The 23,229-nt window shown below is 50.0% G+C and carries 15 protein-coding genes; 8 read left to right on the top strand and 7 right to left on the bottom strand.

Annotated features, from left to right (window positions below; translation table 11 throughout):
• Positions 1 to 51: 51 nt before the first annotated feature.
• A complete protein-coding gene (locus H8K47_RS12660) occupies positions 52 to 480 on the top strand; it encodes a DUF1841 family protein (protein ID WP_186881783.1) in 429 nt (142 codons plus the stop codon).
• A 73-nt stretch (positions 481 to 553) separates the two neighbouring features.
• Here the strand turns inward: H8K47_RS12660 and H8K47_RS12655 are convergent, their stop codons facing one another.
• Positions 554 to 898, bottom strand: coding sequence for a c-type cytochrome (locus H8K47_RS12655; RefSeq protein WP_186881782.1), 345 nt, complete (start codon positions 896 to 898; stop codon positions 554 to 556).
• 14 nt (positions 899 to 912) lie between these two features.
• Complete coding sequence (locus tag H8K47_RS12650) at positions 913 to 1,236, bottom strand: c-type cytochrome (RefSeq protein ID WP_162020286.1); 324 nt, start codon at positions 1,234 to 1,236, stop codon at positions 913 to 915.
• A gap of 365 nt (positions 1,237 to 1,601) precedes the next feature.
• Here H8K47_RS12650 and H8K47_RS12645 point away from each other — a divergent pair, with 365 nt between their 5' ends.
• The gene (locus H8K47_RS12645) at positions 1,602 to 2,465 is read left to right on the top strand and encodes an AAA family ATPase (RefSeq protein ID WP_186881781.1); all 864 of its coding nucleotides are present in this window, start codon (positions 1,602 to 1,604) and stop codon (positions 2,463 to 2,465) included.
• Positions 2,466 to 2,584: 119 nt separating this feature from the next.
• On the opposite strand, the gene acs is transcribed toward H8K47_RS12645, so the two are convergent.
• Positions 2,585 to 4,576, bottom strand: a complete 1,992-nt coding sequence (acs, locus tag H8K47_RS12640) for an acetate--CoA ligase (RefSeq protein WP_186881780.1) — start codon at positions 4,574 to 4,576, stop codon at positions 2,585 to 2,587.
• 316 nt (positions 4,577 to 4,892) lie between these two features.
• Between acs and H8K47_RS12635 the strand changes: the two genes are divergently transcribed.
• The 5 genes from H8K47_RS12635 to H8K47_RS18505 all read left to right on the top strand — a co-directional run bounded on the left by H8K47_RS12635 (position 4,893) and on the right by H8K47_RS18505 (position 10,745).
• Positions 4,893 to 5,495, top strand: coding sequence for a TIGR00645 family protein (locus H8K47_RS12635; protein WP_186881779.1), 603 nt, complete (start codon positions 4,893 to 4,895; stop codon positions 5,493 to 5,495).
• A gap of 115 nt (positions 5,496 to 5,610) precedes the next feature.
• Positions 5,611 to 7,128, top strand: a complete 1,518-nt coding sequence (locus tag H8K47_RS12630) for a fumarate hydratase (RefSeq protein WP_186881778.1) — start codon at positions 5,611 to 5,613, stop codon at positions 7,126 to 7,128.
• 134 nt (positions 7,129 to 7,262) lie between these two features.
• Complete coding sequence (gene murI, locus H8K47_RS12625; protein ID WP_186881777.1) at positions 7,263 to 8,114, top strand: glutamate racemase; 852 nt, start codon at positions 7,263 to 7,265, stop codon at positions 8,112 to 8,114.
• A gap of 115 nt (positions 8,115 to 8,229) precedes the next feature.
• Positions 8,230 to 10,089: an AI-2E family transporter gene (locus H8K47_RS12620; RefSeq protein WP_186881776.1), complete on the top strand. Its 1,860-nt coding sequence runs from the start codon at positions 8,230 to 8,232 to the stop codon at positions 10,087 to 10,089.
• Between the two features lie 527 nt (positions 10,090 to 10,616).
• Positions 10,617 to 10,745, top strand: a complete 129-nt coding sequence (locus H8K47_RS18505) for a hypothetical protein (protein ID WP_268974555.1) — start codon at positions 10,617 to 10,619, stop codon at positions 10,743 to 10,745.
• An 800-nt stretch (positions 10,746 to 11,545) separates the two neighbouring features.
• Here the strand turns inward: H8K47_RS18505 and H8K47_RS12615 are convergent.
• The 3 genes from H8K47_RS12615 to H8K47_RS18640 all read right to left on the bottom strand — a co-directional run bounded on the left by H8K47_RS12615 (position 11,546) and on the right by H8K47_RS18640 (position 19,563).
• A complete protein-coding gene (locus H8K47_RS12615) occupies positions 11,546 to 14,344 on the bottom strand; it encodes a TonB-dependent receptor plug domain-containing protein (protein ID WP_186881775.1) in 2,799 nt (932 codons plus the stop codon).
• 339 nt (positions 14,345 to 14,683) lie between these two features.
• A complete protein-coding gene (locus H8K47_RS12610; protein WP_186881774.1) occupies positions 14,684 to 15,877 on the bottom strand; it encodes an amino acid aminotransferase in 1,194 nt (397 codons plus the stop codon).
• A gap of 401 nt (positions 15,878 to 16,278) precedes the next feature.
• A complete protein-coding gene (locus tag H8K47_RS18640; RefSeq protein ID WP_186881773.1) occupies positions 16,279 to 19,563 on the bottom strand; it encodes an amidohydrolase family protein in 3,285 nt (1,094 codons plus the stop codon).
• Between the two features lie 572 nt (positions 19,564 to 20,135).
• Here H8K47_RS18640 and H8K47_RS12600 point away from each other — a divergent pair.
• Positions 20,136 to 22,946 carry a TonB-dependent receptor plug domain-containing protein gene (locus H8K47_RS12600; protein ID WP_186881772.1) on the top strand — a complete coding sequence of 937 codons (2,811 nt, stop codon included), beginning with the start codon at positions 20,136 to 20,138 and terminating at the stop codon, positions 22,944 to 22,946.
• A 107-nt stretch (positions 22,947 to 23,053) separates the two neighbouring features.
• On the opposite strand, the gene H8K47_RS12595 is transcribed toward H8K47_RS12600, so the two are convergent.
• Positions 23,054 to 23,229 (bottom strand): transposase (locus H8K47_RS12595; protein WP_186881771.1); only part of this gene is annotated, 176 nt, incomplete at its 5' end.

Here is a 23,229-nt window from a genome sequence, read left to right as displayed (position 1 = left end):
TTTTACCCTACAATATGCGGCTTTTTCCAACGTTTACAATCAGGAAGCCGTATGTTTAACCCCAGCCAGGACGATGTCCGCCGTTTTTTTTGCGAAACATTCAGAAAACTGCATGCAAAAGAAATCCTGACGCCACTGGAATCCATCGCTGCCGACTGGATACAGCAACATCCTGAGTACGACCATGCGCTGCGCGATGTCGAAGCAGCTGTGCAGACGAATTACAGCGTAGATCAAGGGCAGACTAATCCCTTCCTTCACTTATCCATGCACCTGTCAATCAGTGAGCAGATTTCAGTCGATCAGCCACGTAGCATTCAGAGTGCGGCACGCCAACTCGCGCAGCGCTACAATTCCGAACACGAAGCACACCACCAAATCATGGAATGTCTGGGCGAAATGATCTGGAATTCCCAACGCTCAGGTCTGCCGCCAGATGGTCAGGCCTATATCGATGCGGTACAGAAGCGCTGTCGCTGAGCGCAAGTCAGAATCAACATAAAAAAATGCCACGGTGCGATGTCACACCGTGGCATTTTTCATTCTTCGCCGCTTATTTCTTCAGCACCAAATTACCCGGCAGGCTGGATAAATAGGCGGAAATATTAGCGATATCGGCTGCACTCAGGGCCTTAGCCTGCGCCCCCATGATTGCATTCGTACGTCCGTTCGGCCCATCACCACGCTGATAGGCTTTTAAGGCATGCTCCAGATAATCCTTGTGCTGGCCCGCGATTTTTGGATAGGCCGGATCAATCGGAGAATTAAAGTCTTTCCCATGACATGAGGCACAGTTAAATTTTTCTGTCGCTGCTTTTCCTGCATCGATATTCCCTGCCGCCTGCGCCGTTGCGCTCAACATTGCGAGGGACAGAATGACACCAGTGATTGCTTTCATGCTGACTCCTGTTCTTATTTTTGTTGTGAATAATAAGCGGCCAAATCCGCGATATCCTGATCAGTCAGGCTGCCTGCGATACCACGCATGGAGGGATTTTTGCGCTCACCTTTCTGATAGGCTTTCAGCGCTGCTTCCAGGTATTTAGCAGACTGGCCACCAATTTTAGGTACCTGAAAGACTTCCGGATAACTGGCTTTATAACCGGGTATCGCATGGCAACCTATGCACATGGCAATCTTTTTATCGGCAGCGTCTTTAGCATTTCCAACTACTTCCGCTGCTGCCGCAGCTTGGGCGAGACTCGCAACAGCGAGGAGTGCGAACAGTTTTTTCATAGGAACAATAGATTAGTACGGTTGGAACAAAGAAAATGACCCATAAGCTCTGCAAAAATCAGTGTATGCGAACACATCTTAAAGACACGACGGGCTGTCTCAGGCCACAGCAAGGGATTTGCATCCGTCTTGCTACATGTTGATGTTGCACATCATTCTATATGATGCACATCAAACTCCAGATGAAAAACATGCGGAATGCGGTCTATTTTCCACACTTTTTATGTTGCAATTGCACAAGAAACGTCTTATGTAGCGCACAGCTATGCATAACTCTCTGGAACAGCTAAAAATAGAACAGGCGTTCACAGATTACAGAAATCTCGCTTATACTCAGACTCTGGGCTCAACCATACGACACAACTATGACGCAAGAAACAACAAGCTTACGCTTCGATGGTGCCGACAATTATGTCGCCACCGATGATTTGAAACTGGCCGTCAATGCCGCTTTACGCCTGCAGCGCCCATTGCTGATCAAGGGTGAGCCTGGCACAGGCAAAACCATGCTGGCTGAAGAAGTCGCCGCTGCACTGGGTATGCCACTATTGCAGTGGCATATCAAATCAACCACCAAAGCGCAACAAGGCCTGTATGAGTATGATGCCGTGTCGCGCCTGCGCGATTCGCAACTCGGCGATGAACGCGTCAAGGACATCCATAACTACATTGTCAAAGGCGTGTTGTGGCAGGCATTTACCGCCGAACAGCCGGTGGTGTTGCTGATTGATGAAATCGACAAAGCAGATATAGAGTTTCCTAACGATTTGCTACGCGAACTCGATCGTATGGAGTTTTATGTGTATGAAACACGTGAAATGGTCAGGGCGCGCCATCGTCCGCTGGTGATCATCACATCCAATAATGAAAAAGAGTTGCCGGATGCCTTCCTGCGCCGCTGCTTTTTCCATTACATCAAGTTTCCTGATAAAGAAACCATGCAGCAAATCGTCGATGTGCATTTCCCAAATCTGAAAGGGGATTTGCTGAGTCAGGCACTGCAGACTTTCTATGAAGTCCGCGAGATTGCCGGACTGAAGAAGAAACCGTCCACCTCTGAGCTGATCGACTGGCTCAAGCTCTTACTGGCTGAGGATATCCCGGCCGAAGCCTTGCGCAGCAAGGATAACAAGGCAGCCGTCCCGCCTCTGCACGGCGCTTTGCTGAAAAATGAACAGGATGTACATCTGTTTGAGCGCATCATGATGATGGCAAGAAATAATCGCTGATTTTTTCAGGATAATGGCAAAAAAACAGGCTCATTGCGAGCCTGAACACCTTAATTAAACCTGAATCAAACCTAAATGAAAAACACGGCACCGTATTGTGGTGCCGTGTACAAATCAGCTTACTGTGCCTGTTTGAGCTGGTCCAGAATTGCCGGATTTTCCAGTGTAGAGACGTCCTGGGTAATTGCCTCGCCTTTCGCGAGTACACGCAACAGACGGCGCATAATTTTGCCTGAACGTGTCTTAGGCAGATTATCACCAAAGCGAATTTCTTTTGGCTTCGCAATCGGCCCAATTTCCTTGGCAACCCAGTTGCGCAATTCTGTCGCTATCTGTTTGGCTTCATCACCGGCAGGACGTGCGCGTTTCAACACCACAAATGCACAGATCGCTTCACCTGTCGTATCGTCTGGCTTACCGACCACGGCTGCTTCGGCCACCAGCGGATTCGCGACCAGTGCCGATTCTATCTCCATGGTACCCATGCGATGACCAGATACGTTCAGCACATCATCGATACGACCAGTAATGGTGAAGTAACCGGTATCTTTGTTACGGATCGCGCCATCACCTGCCAGATAGACCTTGCCGCCAAACTCTTCCGGGAAATAGCTTTTCTTAAAGCGCTCAGGATCACCCCAGATAGTACGTATCATCGAGGGCCATGGGCGTTTAACGACCAGAATGCCACCCTGCCCGTTGGGCAATTCATTACCGGTCTCGTCTACGATGGCGGCCATAATGCCGGGTAAAGGCAGTGTACAAGAGCCGGGTACCAACGGCGTTGCGCCCGGCAACGGGGTCATCATGTGACCACCGGTTTCGGTTTGCCAGAAGGTGTCGACGATAGGACAAACATTGCGTCCTATATTTTTGTAATACCACATCCAGGCTTCCGGATTGATAGGCTCACCCACCGAGCCCAGCAAACGCAGACTGGACAAATCATAGCGATCGGGATGTACGGCAGCATCGGCATCGGCCGCTTTAATCAATGAGCGTATCGCCGTTGGCGCAGTGTAGAAAATGCTGGCCTTGTGTTTTTCTATCATGGACCAGAAGCGTCCGGCATTCGGGAAAGTCGGTATGCCTTCAAACACGATCTCCGTGGCACCCATTGCCAGCGGGCCATACGTGATATAGGTGTGTCCGGTGACCCAGCCAATATCGGCAGTGCACCAGAACACGTCATCCGGCTTGATATCGAAAGTCCATTTCATGGTCAGTTTCGCCCACAGCAGGTAGCCGCCAGACGAATGCTGTACACCTTTAGGTTTGCCGGTTGAACCCGAGGTGTACAGGATAAACAACGGGTGTTCTGCACTGACCCATTCTGGCTCGCAAACCACATCCTGTGTCGCGACCAGCTCATGCATCCACAGATCGCGGCCTGCCTGCAACTGGATAGCACCACCAGTGCGGCGATAAATCACCACATTCCTGACCTTTTCGCACTCGCCCAGCGCCAGTGCCTCATCGACGATCGCTTTCAGCGGCAAATGCTTACCGCCCCTGACCTGCTCATCGGCAGTAATCACGGCTACCGCACCCACATCGACGATACGTTCTTGCAGCGATTTTGCAGAAAAGCCACCAAATACCACGGAATGGGTAGCACCAATGCGGGCACAAGCCTGCATCGCGACCACACCTTCGACTGACATAGGCATATAAATCACGACCCGGTCACCTTTGCTGATCCCCAGGGATTTCAAACCATTCGCGAACTGGCAGACCTTTTGATGCAGTTCACGGTAAGTGACTTTGGTGACTTCGCCACCATCGGCTTCGAATATCAATGCGACTTTCTCTGCATTGCCATTGTCCAGATTCACATCCAGGCAGTTGTAAGACACATTCATCAAACCATCCGGGAACCACTGGTACAAAGGCGCATTTGACTCGTCCAGAGTAGTCTCGAAGGGCCGCTGCCAGTGCAGATTCTCACGTGCCAGTCTGCCCCAGAAACCCTCATAGTCTTGTTCGGCTTCACGGCACAAAGCATGGTAAGCATCCATGCCGGAAATCGCAGCTTTTGCGGCGAATTCAGCTGGCGGAGGAAAAATACGGGATTCGGCTTTGATTTCGTTTTCTGCTGCGCTGTTTGTCATCTTTGTCTCCAACTGGATTAATCGCATTTATTGCATCTGAAAATTCGCAGGTCTTTGTCCACGGACCGACTGCCTCCAAACAGACAATATCAACTGCCTGCATAGCATCGGTTCCGCTTTGCCTGATGATGTACCAACCTTAATCGCAGAGACTTACTGAAGCCTTACGCATCACCGGTCAATTACCATACCAAAATAATACCATCCCACATCCAATAAAAAACCACTGGTATTGCGCACTATGACACGACTGACTTGCCCGGATGTAAAATAGCACTTTTATGCTTTTGCACTGTTCTCACTTCAGAATTGATCTATGTCAAATCCAAAACCACTCACCAAATTGTCACCACTGGCAGGCCTCATTTTTTTCAGCCGCTGGCTGCAACTCCCTCTGTATCTGGGTTTGATACTCGCCCAGTGCGTTTATGTATTTCATTTCTGGGTTGAGCTGATTGATCTGATTGGCGCTGCCATGGGTAACCAAAGCGCCTTACAGCACATACTGGAAGCGGTGTCGGCCGGTGGCAATCACCCGACCAAACTCAATGAAACAACAATTATGCTGGTGGTATTAGGCCTGATCGATGTGGTGATGATCTCCAACCTGCTGATTATGGTCATCATCGGTGGCTACGAGACCTTTGTGTCCCGCCTGGGACTGGATGGACATCCGGATCAGCCTGAGTGGCTATCCCATGTCAATGCGTCGGTACTCAAGGTTAAATTGGCGATGGCGATCATCGGCATTTCCTCTATTCACTTGTTGAAAACCTTTATCAACGCGGCCAATTACACTGAAATCGTATTATTGGCACAAACCGGCATCCACCTGGCCTTCCTGCTGTCCGCGCTGGCAATCGCACATTGCGACCAGATCGTGACCCGCACCCAGCTGGCAGCAAACGATCATCATTAAAGCAAACTCATACTTCATCCCTGCCCATCCTGAATGCCATGCCCAGTTTGCTGTAAGCCTGGGTTCAGAAGCAGGGTTTAAACTAACCTTTTTTTACTCAGCCAAGAGCCAACTCATGACTATCATCAAACAAGACGATCTGATTGAATCCGTCGCAGCAGCGCTGCAATACATCAGCTACTACCATCCCGCCGATTACATCGCCCATTTGGCACGTGCCTATGAAGCAGAACAAAGCCCAGCTGCAAAAGACGCGATTGCACAGATCCTGACCAATTCCCGCATGTGCGCCGAAGGCAAGCGCCCGATCTGCCAGGATACCGGCATCGTCAACGTATTCCTGAAAATCGGTATGGGCGTGCGTTTTGAAGGCTTCTCCGGCTCGATTATTGATGCCGTCAACGAAGGCGTACGTCAGGGTTATAACCTGGCTGAAAACAAGCTGCGTGCCTCTATCGTGGCAGACCCACAATTCGAACGCAAAAACACCAAGGACAACACGCCAGCCGTGGTTCACATGGAACTGGTACCCGGCAACACCGTGGACGTTAAAGTTGCAGCCAAAGGCGGCGGCTCCGAAAACAAAACTAAATTCGTGATGCTGAATCCTTCTGACTCTTTGGTGGACTGGGTCATGAAAACGGTGCCTACCATGGGTGCAGGCTGGTGCCCGCCAGGCATGCTGGGTATCGGTATAGGCGGTACTGCAGAAAAAGCGATGCTGATGGCGAAAGAATCCCTGATGGATGACATCGACATGTACGAACTCAGACAGCGTGGCCCACAAAACAAACTGGAAGAACTGCGTATCGAACTGTGCGACAAGATCAATGCACTCGGCATCGGTGCTCAGGGCCTGGGTGGTCTGACGACTGTACTGGACGTCAAGATCAACATGTACCCTACCCACGCAGCATCCAAGCCGGTTGCAATGATCCCTAACTGCGCAGCGACCCGCCATGCGCACTTCGTGCTCGACGGTTCTGGCCCTAGTTATATCGAACCGCCAAAACTGTCAGACTGGCCAGAAGTGCATTGGACACCGGATACCGAAAAATCGAAACTCATCGATCTCAATACCCTGACTAAAGAAGAAGTCGCATCCTGGAAACCAGGCCAGACCTTGCTGTTGAATGGCAAAATGCTGACTGGCCGCGATGCTGCCCACAAACGTATTCAGGACATGCTGGCCAAAGGAGAATCTTTACCTGTCGATTTTACCAACCGCGTGATTTACTATGTCGGCCCGGTTGATCCTGTGCGTGATGAAGCCGTTGGCCCGGCTGGACCGACCACGGCAACCCGCATGGACAAGTTCACCGATATGATGCTGGAACAAACCGGTCTGATCTCCATGATCGGTAAGGCGGAACGTGGTCCGGTCGCGATTGAATCCATCAAAAAGCATCAGTCTGCTTATCTGATGGCTGTTGGCGGCGCCGCCTACCTGGTGTCCAAAGCCATCAAATCTGCAACCGTCGTTGGTTTTGCTGACCTCGGCATGGAAGCGATTTATGAATTTGACGTGGTTGATATGCCAGTAACCGTCGCCGTGGACGCTCAAGGTACCTCGGTACACAACACCGGCCCGAAAGAGTGGCAAGCAAAAATCGGCATCATTCCGGTTCAGTAAGCGAATCTTTATGCAGTGCGCACAGCGGCCAATTCTACAGCGATGTTAGAACTGGCTGACTGCTGCGCCAACTTTGCATTTGGCTCCAGTCTGCATCACAGCCTGGAGCATTTTTTATTCCGGATTCATCGCATATGATTTTAGACTCAGGCAGCCCGATAGGAATTTTTGATTCCGGTATTGGTGGTCTTTCGGTACTGCGCCACATCCACGCCTTGCTTCCTGCAGAAAATCTGCTCTACATCTCGGACGCGGCCTATGTGCCCTATGGGGAAAAAAGCGAACAGGAAATTACTGCGCGCTGTATGCTGATTGCGCAGCATCTGTTCGCGCAAGGTGTCAAAGCACTGGTGGTCGCTTGTAACACAGCAACCGCAGCTTCCATACAAAAATTAAGAGCGGCCTATCCTGAACAGATCATTATCGGCATGGAGCCGGGCCTAAAGCCCGCTGCTGCATGCAGCAACAACCATGTGGTTGGTGTGCTGGCAACGCAACGCACTTTGCAAAGCGAAAAGTATCAGCGTCTGCGCGATCAGTTAATACAGGAAACTCAAACCCGCTTTGTCGCGCAAGCCTGCGTCGGTCTGGTCAATCTGATTGAACAAACCGAGATGGATGCTACCGAACTGGAGCAATTACTGCACGCTTATCTGCAAGTCATGGCCAATGCCGGAGCAGATACGCTGGTATTAGGCTGTACCCATTATCCATTTGTGCGGGAAAGCATAGAAAGTGTTTATGCCCGGCTGCGTCCAGGACTCGCCGCTGCAACCATCATCGATACTGGTATCGCCGTTGCCCAACATTTGCAACGGCTGTTAATCCAAAACCAGTTGCAAAACCTGCACACAATTGAGGACACGACTCACAGTGCCAGCATTGCAGCTTACACCACTGGCGATGTCACTCATTTGCGCAGTATGCTGAACAAGCTCTTACAGCTCGACAACTGCCCGGCATCACCATTGCAATTAGCGGAGTGAATCAGCAGTACAAATCCGGGTTTGCATAATTAGTATCTGCGTTTACAATCGCGGCAAGCCTAACCGCCGCAAGCACTTCGTACACAGCTAAAGTGAGATTAAATTGAATTTGCAGATGAATGAAAAACTGGAGCTGAGCCGCTTTCTGAGACTGGTCAGTGCTGCGATCATGCTATTTTTCCTGGACTTCGGCAAGGAAGTACTGATCCCAATGACATTGTCCGTGATATTGTCATTTCTGTTGGCACCGCTGGTGAGGCGACTGCGCCTGATCGGCCTGCCCTCCAGCGTATCGGTACTCATGACCGTCTTTCTGTTTGCCGCATCAATCTGCCTTGCTGGCCTGGTTCTGGGTAGTCAGGTAGTCAAACTCGGCACCAGTCTGCCCCAGTACGAATCGACCATACGCGATAAATTACGCACACTAAATGCCATCACTCTGGAAAAACTGCACAGTGTCACCGGCAAAACGGACTTTGTCACTGATCCTTTTTCACGCGAGCTGGCCACACCAAATATCGATAATGGCCTTACGCCACAGGGAAATAAACCGGTAGCGGTAGAAGTACATCAGCCGCCTGCCACACCTGGCCAGTTAATCGCCAATATCCTAGACTCCGTCACCGGGCCGGTAGAAACCATAGGCCTGGTATTCGTGATGCTGGTCTTTATTTTGCTGGAACGCGAGTCACTCAGGGACCGCTTTATCAGCATCATTGGCAGTAATAACCTGCGGGCTACAACCGTTGCGGTGGATGATGCGGCGCGGCGTCTGTCGCGCTTCTTCATTTCTCAGTTTGCAGTGAATGGTGCCTGTGGCTTAAGCATCACCATCGCACTGGCAGTAGTGGGATTACCGCAAGCCGTGCTATGGGGAGTATTAACCGGCTTGCTGCGTTTTATTCCCTACATAGGCGCCTGGATCGCGGCCGGACTGGCTACCTTGCTGGCATTCGCTATTTCGCCCGGCTGGGAATTGACTATTGCAACTTTGGTCGTGTTTATCGTGATCGAATTATTGTTCGGGCATGTCATTGAGCCGCAGTTATATGGACATACCACCGGCCTGTCACCCTTATCCGTGGTGGTGGCAGCAGTATTCTGGAGCTGCATCTGGGGGCCGGTTGGTCTGGTTCTATCGACGCCTTTGACGCTATGCCTGGTGGTGGCGGGACGATATATATCCGGACTGAACTTCCTGGGCGTTTTACTCGGTGATGAGTCTGCACTGACTTTACCGGAAAAATTCTACCAACGTGCACTGGCGGGGGATTCTGATGAGCTGATTGATGCTGCCCACCATTACTTGCAACGCCATTCCGTGGCTAAGTATTGCGACAGTGTGCTGATCCCTGCACTCAGACTGGCACAAGCCGATTTCTCGGTGAGCGCAATTACCGATGAAGAGAAGCATAAAGTTGGCAATGCGATCGCGTCCGTATTGGTATCACTGGAATCCAAAGCGCCGTTCTGGCGCCGCCGTCGCAGCTCGGTGTTAGATGGCGAGACGCTGGCACGCCATCTGATCCATGAGCGAGAACTAACCCATGGTAACTATCAGGGTCCGATTGATGTGCCGGCGGGTTCCGTGATCCTGGTGGTGGGCGTGCGCGAACAAACTGATGAACTGGCAGCAGAGATACTGGTACGGGTACTGCGCGCTGCACATATCGATGCACGGCACATCTTTACAACGGATATCAATCAGCCGCCGCCTGACGTCCCGTCCAGTATGGTGGCAGCAGTATGCCTGGTCACCGCCAACTCAGATGAAAACCATCCGGCTATGCGTGAACTGGTCACACAAATACATCAAAAAATACCACAAGCCTGTCAGCTGGCTTTGTTTATACCCGGCGATACTAGCCAGGCCATACAAGAAACCCCATGTGAATCAGAACTGATACAGGCTTTTTACTCATATCAGGAAATCACTGCCTCTATTACACGCCATAAGGCAAAAATCACATCCTGAGCACTGAGCGTCACAATACAGACGTAAAAAAAGCGATGCCTAAGCATCGCTTCAGACTACTGATAAAGCACTAAATGCTGGCTAAGTCCGAATGCTGTTCAGTTAAGCGTTTTTTGCAGAACAGGAATGACATAGCGGTTTGGTGTTGCCTTAACGGCCCGGTCGAATTGTCGATTGGGCCGTTCTTCAATCAGGAGGCTACCAGCCTTGCACGCAGATGCCTCGCCGCCCCAGGCCCGTTGCCGCAGGATGGCGTGACTGCCACCCAATGTAGCTCGAACTGGATCAGATGAAAGGCTCGAATGAAACTCACTTCGCTTTGCTCTCATTTCACAGTCAAGACCTCCTCGGCGACCTCAAGGCAACTCAGATTGTAGGCGATCAATGTGCCCCAGATATCCTGATAGTCGCCGTCTTTCGTTTTCAAGCACAAGCTCAGTGCTATTCACCATCGTTTGTTTGATCTCACGATAACTCGTCTCAATGCTCCATCACCACTGGTGCATGTGAGCGATACAATCCTTGTCATGTCCCTCGATTACTTTCCACCGGGTGCTCACCCTGGCAGGGACAACGAAGTCACGAGCACTACCTTGTTGCATGAGCGCACACAGGATTTCCACAGCCAGAAAGCCACGATCGAAGACCGTGAGTGACTCATTCGGCACATCCGCAATCAGCTATTTTGCTTGCTGTATTTTATGGGTTCCCTTCGAGCCGAATACAGCGCTGTGAACGACGTGCGTGGTGAGTGCGGTGAGTGTGACACCGCACACTTGCGGATAGCTCGCTATGGCACCGCTGGCATACTGTAGTGTACCGAAGTGGTCGCGATTCTCAGCGCAGTCATGGGTACACAGGTGCTGTTCATCGCACACAATGCGTCTCTGTAAGAGGTAGCCGCGGTGATCCTGTGTGCTCCAATGACGTACGGAATGGTCGAGCAGCCACTTTTCCGGATCGACTCCAAGCCGATGGAAAGCCTGTGCGGAAGCGCTCTTACTGACAAAAAAGCGTTAACTATCTGGAACAGCGAGTCCGAGATCATCCAATACTTCACTGATGGTTTTTGTGATGATACAGAGCCAGTGCAACCGTCAGCCAACGACCTGGTCGATCTACTCAAGAGGCAAATGGACTCCGAGCCAGTATCAGCCGGGTGACTTAAGGTGGCTTGCCAGGAAATGAAGGATGTCGTCGAGCGTGGCGGCGCAGGTTAACAGCAGTTTGGAGGTTAACAAGCACTAAATAAAATGCTGTTCAGCCTTAATTGAACGGCATTACCGGCAGTGCGTAGCTTTTGGTTTAATGGCAGCATGCTAAAAAACCACTACATTTGCCGCACTTCGCTGCTGAAACAATAAAAAAACAGGTGGCACCTAAGCGGAACCACCTGTTTTTATTTTTGGGTGTTTCAAGTTGAAAAACACCCTCTTAACTACAATAGCTGACTAGATCAAAACTCGTATTCCGCACCCAATTTGATCGTACGTGGGTTGAAAGCATAACCATCACGCAAACTAATTGGCGCTTCATTCAAGAATATATTTCTAATGTTTAAGGTCAAACGTGTGTTCTTGAATCCGGTATACGTCAAGCCCAAATCTGCACGCAAGGAAGCAGGACGGTAGCAAGGCAAGTCAGCGCCAGGTTTGATGCGAGCGGTACAGCCTGCTACATTCCAGGTTGCCTCATCCGTCTCGTCATTGTTTAAGGCTGTCGAGCTAACGTGCGTGACACGTACGGTCGTCGCCCAGTCCTGGCGTTTCCAGCCAACTGTGAAAACAGAAGTCAGGCGTGGCGTATTGCGCAAACCTACTGTGTTTGGACGGTAAGTATTGGCATCAACATCCCAACTACGATAGCTCAATGCATACGTACTCACCAGGCCAAGATCAAACTTACCCATGCCACCAGCATTGAACTGCGTGGAAAAATCGAAGTCCACACCTGAAGTTTCAGTTTTGCCAAAATTCTCGTAGTTCAATAACAAGGATTGCATCGTCCCCACGTTAAATGCCAAGTTGGAACCAGGACGCAAGGTATTTGCACGATCGGCCAAACGACGATCCGTGTCGCTGACTGGATTACGCACCATCAACTTCGCATAAGCTGGGCTATCCTCACGGGCTAGCACGTAGTCGATGTCGCGCGACGCAATTTCATTCCTACGCTCAATCTTAAAGTAATCAATCGCAAAGCTGGTTTGTTTGGTTGGCTGAAAAACCAAGCCCAGAGTCGTGCTAACTGATGTTTCGGGCTTCAAACCAGGATTAGCGGAAATCATTGCAGGAATCGAAGTCAAACAACCGGAATTATAGGCAGTCGTCGCGTCGTTCTTGTCGTTGACATCGCCTGTCTTCAAGATATCACGAATCTTAGTGGCAGTATCGCAACGCTTAGGATCCAAGGTGTTATTAAAGAAGCCTGTCAAGCCAACCTTACCCAAGGTTTCCGGAATATTTGGAGACCGGAATCCCCCTGCAAACGTACCTCGCACCAAGAGTTCCGGCGTCACAGTATAACGCGCACCTAACTTAGGAGATACGTGCGCATCAAAACCAGAAGCCTTATCCAACCGCAGAGCACCATTCATTTCTAGCGATTTAGTAACTGGTGCATTCAATTCAACAAATGTTGCAGCCAAATCACGCGCACCATCGATCCACAAAGAACCGCGGCCTATGATTTGAGCATTTACAACATTATCTGTTGAACGTACGTACATTTTTTCACGACGAACTTCACCACCCAAAGCGAAAGACAAGGGACCTGCAGGCAAGGAAAACAATTCACCCGTTACCTTACCATCAATAAAATCCTGTGAAACTTTGCCGTCGGTGCCAATCACTGGAAACATGCGCGAGAGTAATTCTGCACTATTTTTTCCACCAATTTTGTACTCGCCACTCGCGATGGCTTGCGGCATCGCAGTGCGTTCTGCGCCATGATCACGCGAAGTTGCGTCGCCACCAACACGACCTAATGCTGCCTGCCATTCCCAACCGTTCGAAAAGCTACCTTCCAAACCACCCATTACACGATATTGAGTCGAATCAATTGGACTCTTCCACATCTCTGTATCGTCCATAAAGCGATAATCGATGCCGACTGGGAAGTTAAATGGATTAGCTGGATTGCCAACTGCAAGCTTAGGCTTCTGTACAGACTGAGATGTCTTGGTGTTACCGTCAAACCAGTTCCACGGGCTGCCAGCGGTCATACCGAATGGCAATGCACGATAATCAACCCGCGTTTTAGAATATGACACCTCTGCAAAACCGCGCAGATTTTCGTTGATCTTCAAGCGTCCCTGGCTAAATAAATTGAGTCGATCCGAACCGTCAGAAAATTGATTTAGCCCCGTCAAATCGGTACCACACAAACCACCCGCATTAATACTGCCAGCCGGACAACCAGCGACAGCCTGGCGAACAGCTGGGTGTCCCGTCGCACCAGCGACTTTGGCTTCATTCAAATTACCAGGGTAAGAAGTCAGACTAGGGTCACCGAACGAAGGGTTCACATATTGCTTATGCCAAGCAGGATAGCTACCCATTGCTTCGGCTTGCGTATAACCTGTGCGCTTGTATGCTTCAAGGTTCGCAAACACATTGTAATTGTCACGATTCAAATCGCCCCAACCACCCAAAATCGACAGCGTAGCTTGCTTACCGAAACCATGGCTTTCTGGCACTGCAGCACTACCGCTCACACGCACACCCTGGTAAGTGTCACGTGTAATGATGTTAATGACGCCTGCCATTGCATCTGAACCATAAATCGCCGATGCACCGTCGCGCAAGACTTCGACGCGTTCAATTGCATCAGCCGGAATAGAATCCACATTCACAAAAACATCTTTACCACCATCCGCAAGCGCATAATTGGACACTCGGCGACCATTTACCAAGACCAAAGTTGCACCCTTACCTAAGCCGCGCATCGCAGCCCCCGTCGCACCGCGCGCGAAACTGCTTGAACTACCGTCATCGCGCAAAGTCGTGGATTCAAACGACGTCAAGGTATCGAGGATTTGGCGTACCGTATTTGCGCCTGTTGCCTTTATGTCTTCACGACGCATGACAGTGACGGGTGAAGATGTTTCGGAATCGATACGTTTGATGTTAGAACCCGTCACAATGACTTTTTGAACCGCAGGCTCTGCGTCTGCCGCATTTGCAAAGTGCACCTGACCAGCTACCAAAGTCAAGGCAACTGCAGTAACGATGGGTTTTAATTGAAATTGATTCATACAACTACTCCTTATCTTTATTCTTATTGTTTCAATAGAAAAATTTGTTACTCAATATTGAAATTAGCCGCACTGTAAATTTGTCTTTGAACGATAAATAACAAAAGGAAAATACCTTATCTATGTCAAAAAAAAAGGAAAAAAACAAATCAAAACTAAAATCAAAATAAAAATAACTTTCCAATTATCCACGAAATCACTGTTGCACAATAGGCAAACCGTCACTAAAAAACAACAATCCAAGAAAGTGTTTTCAAAAAAGGCAATCTCTCAAAATAACGCAAAATCATCAAAAAAAATGGTCGCAAACGCGACCATTTCAAACAGCGGCATAAAAAATTATACCGATACAACCGCCATCGCATTTGCAACAGCTTCTACGTTAGAAGTGTTAAGACCTGCCACACACATGCGTCCTGAGCGCACCAGATACACGCCGAATTCTTCTTTCAGACGATCACACTGTTCTGCCGACAAGCCAGTATAACTAAACATGCCGCGCTGGGTCAGGAAGTAGCTGAAGTCACGGCCAGGAACTTTTACGCTCAGCACATCGTGCAATTTGCGACGCATCAGTTGGATGCGATCGCGCATGGCCACCACTTCCGCTTCCCACATAGGACGCAATTCAGGATCAGTCAATACACGTGCCACCAACTGGCCACCATGCATAGGCGGATTCGAATAATTGCGGCGTATAGTCGCCTTCATTTGGCCCAGCACATTGACTGCCTGCGCTGCATCCGGGCACACCACGCTGAGCGCACCACAACGTTCGCCATACAAGCTCATGCTCTTGGAGAAGGAGTTCGCCACGAAGAAGCTCAGACCTTCATCGGCCAGCAAACGGATCGCATACGCATCTTCTGCGATACCATCGCCATAGCCCTGGTACGCCAGATCCAGGAAAGGAATCAGCTCGCGGTCTTTGAGCACAGGCACCAGCGCCTGCCATTGTGCCTTGGTCAGATCTACGCCAGTCGGGTTGTGGCAGCATGCGTGCAACAGCACGATGCTCTTAGGTGCAGCCTGCTGCAAGGCTTCCAGCATCGCGTCGAAGCGCAGACCACCAGTTGCGGCATCATAGTAAGGATAGGTTTTAACAGTCAGGCCTGAACCTTCAAACACCGCACGGTGGTTATCCCAGGTCGGATCGCTGACCAGGATAGACGATTGTGGGAAGTAGCGATGAATAAAATCACCGCCAACTTTCAAGCCACCACTGGAACCTACCGTCTGCAAAGTCACAACGCGGCCTTCACGCACTGCGACATGCTCTGCACCAAATAACAAGTGCTGAACCGCAGTACGGAAGTTAGCTGCACCTTCCATAGGCAGATAAGGACGGGCACCCGCTTCTGCCACCACTTTATGCTCCGCAGCACGTACCGAAGGCAGCATAGGGATTTTGCCGTTATCGTCGAAGTAAATACCGATAGACAGATTGATCTTGTTTGGACGCGGATCTTTACCAAATGCCTCGTTCAGAGACAGGATAGGATCGCCAGGATAGGCTTCGACATGCTGAAACATGGTTTGACTCCGGTAGTGATGGACTGTGCCCCATCGCAACAGCTGCAGCAGCCTTAAGTCGCCTCGCCGTCACGATGTTGGTAAGCCCTGTGAAAAGAAAACTGCCTGGCACCCTGCGCAACACACTCTCGTCGCAAAGGCGCAATAGACCGGCATTTTGACACATTCTGCGCTGCAATCAGGATACAGATAGTGTTTTTACTAGGGTGTACAGAGGAACAATGCCTTACTCCACCTTAAATTTGGCAAATAAAGCAATAAACAAGCACGAAAACACTTACATGTCGCAGTTGAGGAGCAGATACAACAAAGCGCCACCCTTGTCAGTTCAAGGATGACGCTTCGCTGTTGACTGATGCCGCTGAATTCCCACCTGCGCGGGAGAGAAAGCATCTGCCAACTTACTCCCCGGCGTGATTATGGGAGTAATCGGTGGCATCGACCGGCACGTCGGCACCGGTTTTTCCTTCAAAGAAGAAGGGCTTTCTGGTCTTGGGATGTTTGCCGGTTTGATTCATGGTGGCCGTTTCAAATAAACGGCCATTCATCATCACGTGCGTGATGCGATCAGACTGACGGATATCCTTTAACACATCGCCGTCGACGATCATCAGATCTGCCAGCTTACCTGCCTCTAGCGAACCCACGTCTTTATCCAGTCCCAGATAACGCGCGCCGTTCAAGGTCGCACTGCGGATCGCTTCGATGGGTGTCATACCCCCCTTTACCATAGTCCACATTTCCCAATGTGCAGCCAGGCCTTCGCGCTGACCGTGCGCCCCCAAATTCACTGGCACACCGGCACGCTGCAATTCATTGGCCGCCTTGGCGACACGCAGCACATTGAAGTCCTCTTCGGGCGCTGTTTCACGGCGTATGCTACGTGGTTGCAGCACCGAGCGCGGCACATACTTAGAAAGAATAGGATGCTTCCAGACATCCGTGCGTGCATACCAGTAATGCTCGCCATCCAATCCACCATATGCCACACCCAGCGTCGGCGTATAACCGACCTTGGTCTGTGACCATAATTGCTTGACGTCGTCATACACATTTTCTACCGGCAGCGCATGTTCTATACCGGTATGCCCATCTACCACCATGCTCATATTGTGCTGGAACAGCGAGCCACCTTCAGGAACCACCATCATGCCGATCTGACGTGCTGCTTCCAATATCTGCTGCCTTTGTTCGCGACGTGGCTGGTTATAGCTTTTGACAGAAATCGCACCAGCGGCTTTCATGCGCTTCAGATGGGTCAGCGCATCATCGAAATTATTCACCACCGCGCTGAAATTCCCCTTTGCGCCATACAAGATGGTACCGGTAGAAAAAATACGCGGCGCTACCACAGCGCCGGCTTTTTGCATCTCACTGTGGGTGAAAATTTCATTGGTATCGTTAGATGGATCGTGAATGGTGGTGACACCAAAAGCCAGCGAAGCATAATCTATCCAACTTTGCTGAGGAATAATGCCGCCCTCACCCATGCCACCGTGCCAGTGCACATCGACGATACCCGGCAAAATGGTTTTGCCACTTGCATCAATCAAGGTCGCACCTGCGGGCACAGCGACATCAGCGACACGTCCTATCTGCTCGATACGGTTATCGCGGATCACGATGCGGCCATTGTCGATCACTTCATCGCCTTTCATGGTCGCAATGCGCGCACCGGAAATCACGGTTACACCACTCGGTTTATCGGCTTTTTGTTTAAAGCCGATATGCAGGCCATCTTCGCTAAACTTAGGCAATTCCGCAGGCGCGCCCGGCACAAAGCTGAACGCATCTTTTAAGTCACGGGTAAATAACTGATCACCCAATACAAAATGGATTTTTTGACTGTCGCCCGACCAGTGCAGATACTGCCCTGCATTCACATCTAGTTGGCGGACTGGCAGTGCATCCATTTTTTGCCCTATGCTGATGGGCTTGCCGGCCAAAGGCAAAGGCGTGACATAGGCATGGAAACGTTCACCAAAGGCGAGCCATTGCCCATCCGGAGAAATTGCAAATTCACCGGCGAATTCACTTTTTGCGACTGCCTGCTCAGGGCTGCCATCAAGCGGAATCCTGACCAGCGAAGTGTTCCAGTCAACTTCACCTGTGTACTTGGTACGGCTCACATACACCGCACTGCTGTCTTTACCAAACTGCGGCGCACTGCCTTCTTCTGTCAGTAATTTAGGTGCTGACTGACCATCGGCAGCCACGGTATAGACACCGGTATCCAGACCATTCCACGGCGTAGTCAGATAGCCGCCACGTGCTTTGACATAGGTGACGGTTTTCCCATCAGGAGACAAGCGTGGATACGTGTATTTACCTGGCGTTTTGGTCACGATCGTTTCTTTGCCAGTGCTCAGATCCAATACGCGCACTGAACCTGTCTGCTCATCATTCCAGGTCGTGTAAACAACACGCTTACCATCCTTGGAGAAACTGGGAAAATATTCAAAATGCTGGCTCTGACTGGTCAGGCGTTTCGGCTGGCCATCAGGTAACTGACGCACATACAAATGACCCAGCGCAGAATAAATCACTTTATCGCCAACCGGAGAAACCTGGACCCAGCGCAGCTGATGCACATCAAACTGTTCAGGCGCGACTTCATGCGCAAAGCGCAAGGCTGGCGTGATTTCACGCGTATCTTTGACGTGAAAAGCAATTTCATTCGCTTTACCGGCAAATGGGTCAAGACGCCACAGCTTACCTTTCGCCCACACCACGATCTCTTTACTGCCCGGCATCCAGGCAAACGACGGATAGACACCGTGGATGGCCCAGGCTTCCTGCATATCGCGCTCCAGCTCCGGCCAGGCCACACGTTCTTCACCGGTCTGCAAATCCTTCAGGAACAGGGCCGACTGGTTGCGGATACGACGCACAAAGGCCAGATACTTACCGTCCGGCGAAGGAACAGGCCGAACCGCACCACCGGCGCCACTGACCAATGCCTTAACTTTACCGTCCTGCAAATCTTTGCGGAAGATCTGGTAAATCTGACCGTTCGAATCTTTGTTATATTCAAACGAAGTTCCACCAGTCGTATCCTGGGAATAATACACATAGCGACCATCGGGCGAGAATGCAGGCTCGCCCAGGTCTTTCTGCCAGTTCGGTTTTTCATTGAGCTGTATGCCAGCACCGCCTTGGGTGTGATACATCCAGATTTCACCCGAACCCAGTGAACGTGTGCCGCTGTAATGCTTGCGTGCCGCCAGATACTGACCAGACGGATGCCAGACCGGGTTGTTCAGCAAGCGAAAATCTTCTTTTGTCACCTGACGCGGATTACTGCCGTCCGCATTCATCACCCACACATTGTCACCGCCACCCGCATCTGACATATAAGCGATTTGCTTCCCATCGGGCGAAAAACGCGCCTGCATTTCCCAGGCAACTGAATGTGTAAGAGGCTTAGCCTCACCACCACTGACAGGCAGGGTATAAATATCACCCAGCAGATCAAATACGATTTGTTTGCCATCCGGGCTCACATCCACACTCATCCAGGTACCGCTACGGGTGTCAATATTGACGACTTGTTTTTCACCTGGAGGCTGATTCACATCCCACTTTTTTGCCGGCTCTTTTTTTAACTCGTCAGCCGCATAGATATCAGCAGCGTTGGTAGCGAAGCACAACGCGACTGCAAGTGGAATTAAACGTTTCTTTGACACTGAGCTTCTCCTTTGTTGAATTATTTTGCACTGCAATGCCAGACATATCGCTTGCATATGAAGTTGGGCATTTGGTCTGGGATAATTGGCTAGATAGAAAGTTCCGCGAACTATAACTTTGCTTTAATGAAAAAAACTGATCGAAATTTCCAATTTCAAGAACTCATAATCAAGAGCCCGGCCTGCAAAAAGAAAATATATTTTCAAATTTTGCGAACATAATGCCGATTTTACCTTCACTAGAAGAATAAATATCAAAACGTTCACTCAGAACTTTCAAAAATTCTGAAAGTTAACTTTCATGAAAATTTATTTCCAAAAAAATTAATTCTATGAACAAAAAAACGACATATTTTTGTTCATTTAATATTGTTTCAAAGAATTTTTTTTGGAGAAACGATACAAATTGTTACTATTGATGTTGGGGTAAAAATTTTTCTCAGCGGGGGGGATCTCGCAGGAAAAAATCAGTCAAAAATTACTGCAACGCAAATACCACGTGTTTGCATTGCAGGAACAGCCCCGCGCGAACCTGTCATTGACTGGGTTTTCTATAACCGGAGAGTTAAAGAATGAAATTAAATAAAATCACAGCTGCATTAGCAACGATCGGTATGTTCAGTACCGTTGCTTTTGCGCAAGAAGCACAGACCACTGAAAAGATTCAAAAAGTGGAAGTGACTGGTACAAGTATCAAACGTACTAACACTGAAACAGCATCTCCAGTGCAAGTCATCAGATCAGAAGACATCAAACGTTCCGGTGCGACTAACATGTCCGAACTGATGCAAACCATTCCATCCATCACTTCCGGTGGTCAGAATGACTTCACATCCGGTAACGGTTTTGCTGCAGGCACGGCAACTGCGTCGCTGCGTGGACTGGGTTCTGCATCCACACTGACGCTGATCAATGGCCGCCGCATGGCTGCAACAGCGACAGCTGATCCTAACTCCGGTCAATCGACACTGTATAACATCAACAATATTCCAATGTCTGCGATTGAGCGCGTTGAAGTGTTGAAAGATGGCGCATCTGCAGTTTATGGCTCTGACGCGATCGCCGGCGTGGTAAACATCATCCTCAAAAAAGAGTACAAAGGTCTGGAAGCAACTGCAACCACATCCGGCGCGACTCAGGGTGGCTTCAAAAACAATAACGTCTCCCTGTTCGGTGGCTACGGTGACGTAGACACAGACGGCTTCAACATCATGGTAGGCCTGGATGTCAGCAAACGCGAAGGCACTAAAGTTGAAAAATCCGGTGGCATCAGTGCTTTACCAGTAGCACGCGGCAAATGGGGTGGCAACATCTTCGGTGAAGACAGTGCAATTACCTTTACACCGAACTACTATCCTGAAACCGGTGTAGGTAAAGGTGTGTATGACACAACAGCACCTTTAGCTCCGACAAAATGTCCTGCGAACCAGGTCAGCACAACCATTTTGCAAAGCAAAGCACCTGCTTGCGCGATGGATACTAACCAGTACGCATACTTCACCATGCCATCGAAGTCTGCCAACTTGTTCTCCCGTGCTTCTTTCAATGTCACTAAAGATATTACCGGGTTCGTAGAAGCCGGTGTATCCCGCCTGGAAAACGAATTCCCAAGCGCCGGTGGCTTTGCGACCCTGTCCAGCAGCCTGCAAACATGGTTTGATCCGGCAGGCAATCGCCGCTCTTTCCGCTTTGCACTGCCAGCCAATCACCCAGACAATCCACTGTTTATTGCGAACAGTGCAAACCAGTTGCGTGTAGCGGCTGGCGCACGTCTGGCTGATATCGCTGCCGGTACTGACGTCACACAAACCACCTATCGCCTGGTCGGTGGCCTGAGTGGCACACACTTTGGCTGGGACTGGCAGTCTGGTCTGATGCTGAACAAATCCAAGCGCGAATCCCGCGACTTCGGTGCAATCAACTCCGTGACAGCAGGTGCAGCGCTGGAAAAATATCGTTTTGGCGGCGTTAATAGCGCTGAATTGCTCAAACAAATCAGTCCTGATGCGAATTCCAGCGGCGAAACAACTGTCAACGCCGTTGACCTCAAAGGTTCCACAGAATTCGGCAAACTGGCGGGTGGTGCTATCGGCATTGCTGCCGGTGCAGAATATCGCCGTGAAAGTATTGAGATGATTTCTGATGCCAATCTGGCAGCAGGTAACTACGTAGGTCGTGGCGGATCTTCAGCAACTGGTTCGCGCAATGTCGCCTCTCTGTTCACAGAAGCTAACCTGCCAGTACTGAAATCTGTCAATATCGAAGCAGCGGTACGCTATGACCGTTACAGCGACTATGGTTCTTCCACGACACCAAAAATCGGTTTCAAATACACGCCGATTCCTGAACTGAGCTTCCGTGGAACGGTATCTGAAGGCTTCCGCGCTCCTGGCCTGACGCAGATCTCGACATCGAATGTGTCCAGCTTCCAGAAAATCAATACTTATCGTGATTGGGTACGCTGCCCGAACGGCGCTGCTATTCCCGGCGCAACCAACTATGAGACAGCAAAAGAATGTACCACTGACGAACGTACTATCGCATCGTTCATCGTTGCCAACACTCAGTTGAAACCAGAAACTTCCCGTAGCAAGACTTTGGGTCTGGTATTTGCACCGACTGCAAACTTCAGCGGTACATTGGATGTGTATCAAATCAGCCGTAAGAATGAAATCGATCGTCTGAGCTCGAATGACATCCTGCGTAAGCTATATGCCGAAGGTAATACAGTCTACAATGAAGTCGTATTCCGCAGCCCTGATCCTACAACCTTGTTGAAGGACGCCGCAGGCAATCCTATCCCTGGTACAGGCCCGGTTGTTGGAGTAAAACGTAAATACCTGAACCTGGGTGAATCCATCGTTAAGGGTGTGGATCTGGAATTGGCCTATAAAGCGAATCTGGGCGCATGGGGTCGCTTGAACACCACTTTGTTCGCTGGCTACATTGATAGCTTCAAATATCAAAGCGAAGCAGGTCTGCCTTACGTTGATCAATCTGATACAGGCGATACACCTCGCTTGAAAACCCGCTTGAACCTGAGCTGGTCTTTGGACGATTACACCGTGTTTGGTTCGATGAATTATGTGAGCGGCTACGGTCTGCCAGCATTCAATAACACAACTGGCGTCAAAACAACCTGCAGCCCTGACCTTAAGGCTGTAGCACTTGCAGAAGCACCTGGTTGTCGCGTCGCATCTTTCACATCCTTCGATATGGGTGCGACTTACACCGGCTTCAAAGATCTGAAGCTGAGCGCAACAGTACGTAATGTGTTTGATCGCAATGCCCCATTCGATCCTAACTACAGCTACTACAACACTGTTCTGCACAACCCACAAGGTCGTGCTCTGACAGTCAGTGCAAACTACAAATTCAAATAATCAAGTCATCGATTATTGAAATTGAAGTCTAAAAACCCGGCTGAAAAGCCGGGTTTTTTTTATGTACTGTATTTAGGAACTCCACCCATCTTTACTAGGGCGTGTCCTCATTTCAATTTAACCCAGATGAGAGTGCAGGCAATAAAAAGCATCGCATTGAAATTCCGCGCCAGTTTCTCAAAGCGGGTCGCAATGCTGCGGAAATGCTTCAGTCTGGCAAACAGGTTCTCCACCAAATGGCGTTGCTTGTATATATGCGCATCGAATTCCGGGTTCGCTTTAC

Source organism: Cognatundibacterium rugosum (genome assembly GCF_014284365.1).
GTDB classification, from domain to species: Bacteria; Pseudomonadota; Gammaproteobacteria; order Burkholderiales; family Burkholderiaceae_D; genus Undibacterium; species Undibacterium rugosum.
Note: the sequence above shows the minus strand (reverse complement) of the source record. Positions and strands in the feature narration are given on the sequence as shown.